Consider the following 4,401-nt stretch of genomic DNA (forward strand, 5'->3'; position numbering starts at 1 on the left):
CGTCTGGAAGGGGAGTTCATCGTCGATCTGGCCGGCAAGCCCATCTGGCGTGTCGTCGGCGACGGCGTGTATGCCGTGAAGGGGTTGGAGACCATCGGTTATATCACCAATGAGCGGCCGGATGACCGCTACGGTGAGTGAAGAATGGCTACGGATTCACACGGACAATACAGATTGACATAATCCGTACCGTCCGTACGAATCTGTAGCCATTCTTCTGCTTAGGAGAGGTGATACTTTATGCGATTGGGTGCACACATCAGCACGGCCGGCGGCGCGTATCGTTCATTCCCGCGGGCCAAGGAAGCGGGCTGCGACTCGTTCCTCATCTTCACCAAGAGCAACCGGCAGTGGGCGGCCAAGCCGCTGACCGACGACGACGTCGCCGCTTACAAGAACGCCGTGACGGAGTACGCTGACCTGCATCCCGTTTCCGTCCACGCCAGCTACCTCATCAATCTCGCCTCGCCCGATCCCGTCTTGTGGGAGAAGTCGTACCAGGCCCTCAAGGACGAGGTCGAGCGGGCCGCGGCGCTGGGCGTGGACTTGATCACCTTTCACCCCGGCTCCTACATGGACAGCAGCGAAGCCGAAGGGCTGGCGGCCATCGCCCGCGGTCTGCGCCGGCTCGTGGAGGAGACGGCCGACACCGCCCCCACCACCGTCATCTGCCTGGAAACGATGGCCGGCCAGGGGACCAATCTGGGCGGCAAGTTCGAGCACCTGGCCGCCATCATCGAGGGGGCCGGCGGGAGCGAGCGGCTGGGCGTCTGCTTCGACACCTGCCACGTCTTCGCCGCCGGCTACGACATCCGCACGCCAGAGGCATACGCGGCGACGATGGCCGAGTTCGACCGGGTGGTGGGGCTGGAGCGCATCTGCTGCTTCCACTTCAACGACAGCAAGCACGACCTGGGCACGGGCAAGGATCGGCACGAGCACATTGGCCGAGGCCAGATCGGGCTGGAGGGCTTCGCCAACTTCATCAACGATCCGCGCTGGGCCGACAAGTGCGCCCACCTGGAGACGCCGCCGACCGAAGATGGGGAGGATGGGGTGAGCATCGACATGAACCTCGCGAACCTGGCCGCCCTGCGGGAATTGATCATAAATTAACCACGGATCTTCGCGGATTCTACGGATTTAACGGATTGAACGTCGGGTTCAATCCGTTCTTCATCCGTAGAATCCGTGCAAATCCGTGGTTAATTATTTTGCCATAGCCGGCACGAAGACATACCACGCCGGGTCAAAGACGGCCGGGGTGACGCTGGGCGTAACCGTGGGCGTGGCCGTGGGGGTTGCGGTAGCGGTAGGGCGCAGGGTGGCGGTGGCCGTGGGCGTCGCCGTGACGGTCGGTGTGGCTGTGGAGGGCTGGCCGACGACGAACGAGTGAGTGTACGTCCGGCCTTGATACTCCACACTGAACCGCCACGTCCCATTCATGGCCGACGGCCCAAAGTCGAAGGCCCACCACCAGTAGGACAGCGCGTAATGCGGCTGCGAGCTGCTGTGCGTCCACTGGGCGTAGATCGTCCCGTTGGGCGCGTAGATGCGGTAGAGCGACGATTGCCCCGCCAACTGGTCGCGGTAGTAGGTCGTGAAGTAGATGCGGTTGCCCGGCTGGAACTGCGTGGCCTCGTTGGGCGTGTCGGGCGAGGGGCAGGTGCTCCAGGCCACAGCGGCCGGCCCGGTGGTCAGCTTGTTGATGGCCGAGTCGTAGTACTCCCGCTGCTGCGCCCACCAGGAGCCGCCGGGCGGGGCGTAACAGCCGCCGGCGTAGGGGTCGATTAGCTGCCCGCCGCTGTACAGTTCGAAGTGCAGGTGCGGCCCGGTCGAGTTGCCCGAACTGCCGACCAGCCCCAGGTACTCCCCGGCCGCCACCGGCGCGCCGACAGCCTTGGGCGTCACCGAGCCGCGCTTCAGGTGGCCGTACCAGGCGACGGAGCCGTCGGCGTGACGGACGTAGACGGCGTTCCAGCTATTGCTGTTGAAGCTGCAACTCTGGTCGGGGTTGCCCTCGTGCCGGCCGACGATGACGCCGGCCGCCGCGGCCACCACGCGCACGTCCCCGGCGGCCATCTTGTTCCAGGCGAAGGGCCACAGGTAATAATCGGTTCCTTTGTGGTTGTAGCCGGAGGAGCTATCGTAGGTGCGCCGGCCGCAGGCGAAGTCGAGCACCTGGTTGGGGTAGGCGCTCTGGTGGTCAACGTAGTTGGTGACGCCGTGGTAGCCGGGGTCGCTGAAGCCGTCGCGCGGGGTCAGCGGCCAGCCCAGCGCCACTGCGCCGCGCGCCGCCGGCAGCCGCCCTTCGGCCGCCAGCCGGGTGACGTTGCCCGCGATCATCTGCTCAATGCGCGTCCGCTCCGTCTCGGTCAACTGGTCAGCCGGCGGCGCGTACTCCCCGCCGCCGGATGCTGCCGGCTGAACTTGCTCCGGCTGCGACGCCACCGGCCCGGCCAGCAGGAGAACCATCGCCAGCACGCAACTCGGCAGCAACAACATCAGGGGCCACCACATTCGACGGTCAGCGGTCGCCCGTCCGCGGTCATCTATGTGTTGCTTCATGACGGGTTTTATTCTATCCGTCCAACCTTACATTTCGTGTGACGTGACGCGAAAGCGGCGTATAATCGCCCTGGCTTGCGGAAGAAGCATCCACAGATTACACAGATTGTAAGAGGCGCACAGGCGACATCTTGTTATCTGTCCATGCTTCATCCGCCAGGCTTACCGGTACATTACCCTGCGACCAACCGCTCCTATAAGATAAGTCCATCAAAGGTACTATAGATCACACAGATAGTCTGGAAGAATCTGTGTAATCTGTGAAATCTGTGGATGCCTCTTCATGATCGATGAAAAGACGGTCTGGGATGACATCTGGCCGGTCGTCGAGCAACTGATCGCCGCCACTGTGGCCGAAGACCCCCAGACCTTGCGCGCGCACCTACTGCCCGGCGGCCAGGCCGATGACGCCCTGGACCTGTTCGGCTTCGTCGTCTTCGACATCCTGCTGAAGACCGTCCTCGGCCGGGAGCGGCTGGGACTGGTGCGGGCCATCGAGGCGGACGAGGGGCGGGCGGTGTTCATCGAGTACGCCTGGCCTGACCCGGCCGCCGGCCGCGGCTACACCGCCGTGGACGTGGTCGCCGTACGGCTGGAGCGGACGGACGGCGGCTGGCGCGTGACCGAGATCAACCCGGCCAGCGCCGACCTGCCGCTGAACACGCTGCGGGCGACGAGCATCCTGGCCGGCACGCAGGTGATGAGCGACGAGGGTAAGCTGCCGTCGGAACCCTGGGTGCTGCCGGTGGCGCTCTATGCCGGGCTGCTCCAACTGCCGCTGCGGCCGGAGGCGATGGCCGATCCGGTGGAGGCGGCGCTGTTGCCCGGCTTGCAGGCGCGGGGGTTTGGCCTGCTGCCGCTCATCTACGGCCGGCGGCTGTGGCGCGACTTCCGCGCGGCGGCGAGGCCCGATCTGGACCGGCCGGCGGTCTGGGCCGCGGCGGTCGAGTTCATCCTGTCCGAACACAGCAACCGCGGCGAGACGCAGGCCGCGGTCGGCCGGCAGTATCGCGCCCCGTTGGGCGGCGTCGCCTCACGGGTCAAGCACATCCGGCGCGCGCTGGGCATCGAGGGACTCGACGCGCGCTACTCCGATTTCCAGACAACCGAGATCATCTACAAGGAGACACAGCCATGAACAAGAAGAGCATTACCGACATCGATGTGAACGGCAAGCGGGCTTTCGTGCGCGTGGACTTCAACGTCCCGCTGAGCAGCAAAGACCCCAACGCCACCATCACTGTCACCGACGACACGCGCATCCGCGCCGCGCTGCCGACGCTCAACTACCTGCTCGACCACGGCGCGTCGCTCATCCTGGCCTCGCACCTGGGCCGGCCCAAGACGGCCGAAGATCGCCAGTTCAGCATGGCCCCCGTCGCCAAGAAGCTGGAAGAGGTGCTCGGCCGGCCGGTGCAGTACCTCCCGGCCGTCATGAGCGACGAGGTCAAGGCCGCCGCCGCGGCGCTGAAGCCGGGCGACGTGCTGCTGCTGGAGAACACCCGCTTCGACCCGCGCGAGAAGAAGAACGATCCGGGCCTGTCGGCCGACTTCGCCTCGCTGGCCGACGTGTACGTGGATGACGCCTTCGGCTCGGCCCACCGGCCCGACGCCAGCGTGGACGGGGCGGCCTACGCCATGCGCGCCAAGGGCGGCCCGGTCGTCTCCGGCTTCCTGATGAACCAGGAGATCTCGGCTCTGGGCATCGCCGTGGAGAACCCGCCCAAGCCCTACGTCGCCATCATGGGCGGCGCGAAGATCTCGGACAAGATCAAGCTGATCGAGAACCTGCTGGACAAGGCGGACAAGGTGCTCATCGGTGGCGGTATGGCC

Annotated in this window: 4 protein-coding genes; 3 read left to right on the forward strand and 1 reads right to left on the reverse strand. The window is 65.6% G+C overall.

Annotated features, from left to right (window positions below; genetic code table 11):
* Nucleotides 1-240 precede the first annotated feature (240 nt).
* Nucleotides 241-1,116 (forward strand): deoxyribonuclease IV, encoded by an 876-nt coding sequence (locus ACE3UY_RS21985; protein ID WP_374689615.1) that lies wholly within the window; start codon nucleotides 241-243, stop codon nucleotides 1,114-1,116.
* Nucleotides 1,117-1,209: 93 nt separating this feature from the next.
* On the opposite strand, the gene ACE3UY_RS21990 is transcribed toward ACE3UY_RS21985, so the two are convergent.
* Complete coding sequence (locus ACE3UY_RS21990; RefSeq protein ID WP_374689616.1) at nucleotides 1,210-2,568, reverse strand: M23 family metallopeptidase; 1,359 nt, start codon at nucleotides 2,566-2,568, stop codon at nucleotides 1,210-1,212.
* Nucleotides 2,569-2,851: 283 nt separating this feature from the next.
* Here ACE3UY_RS21990 and ACE3UY_RS21995 point away from each other — a divergent pair, with 283 nt between their 5' ends.
* Together ACE3UY_RS21995 and pgk are read left to right on the forward strand one after the other, a co-directional pair.
* On the forward strand, nucleotides 2,852-3,706 hold the full coding sequence (locus ACE3UY_RS21995; RefSeq protein WP_374689617.1) for a hypothetical protein: 855 nt from the start codon (nucleotides 2,852-2,854) through the stop codon (nucleotides 3,704-3,706).
* Nucleotides 3,703-4,401: phosphoglycerate kinase (gene pgk / locus ACE3UY_RS22000; protein WP_374689618.1), on the forward strand; the 699-nt coding region annotated here is incomplete at its 3' end. The genes ACE3UY_RS21995 and pgk, both read left to right, overlap by 4 nt.

This window comes from Promineifilum sp. (SeqCode) (genome assembly GCF_041918635.1).
Taxonomy (GTDB): Bacteria; Chloroflexota; Anaerolineae; order Promineifilales; family Promineifilaceae; genus Promineifilum.

Bases quoted from the DNA above. Each gene is read 5' to 3' on its own strand.
- ACE3UY_RS21985 (WP_374689615.1), top strand. From the start codon at position 241: ATGCGATTGGGTGCACACATCAGCACGGCCGGCGGCGCGTATCGTTCA.
- ACE3UY_RS21990 (WP_374689616.1), bottom strand. From the start codon at position 2,568: ATGAAGCAACACATAGATGACCGCGGACGGGCGACCGCTGACCGTCGA.
- ACE3UY_RS21995 (WP_374689617.1), top strand. From the start codon at position 2,852: ATGATCGATGAAAAGACGGTCTGGGATGACATCTGGCCGGTCGTCGAG.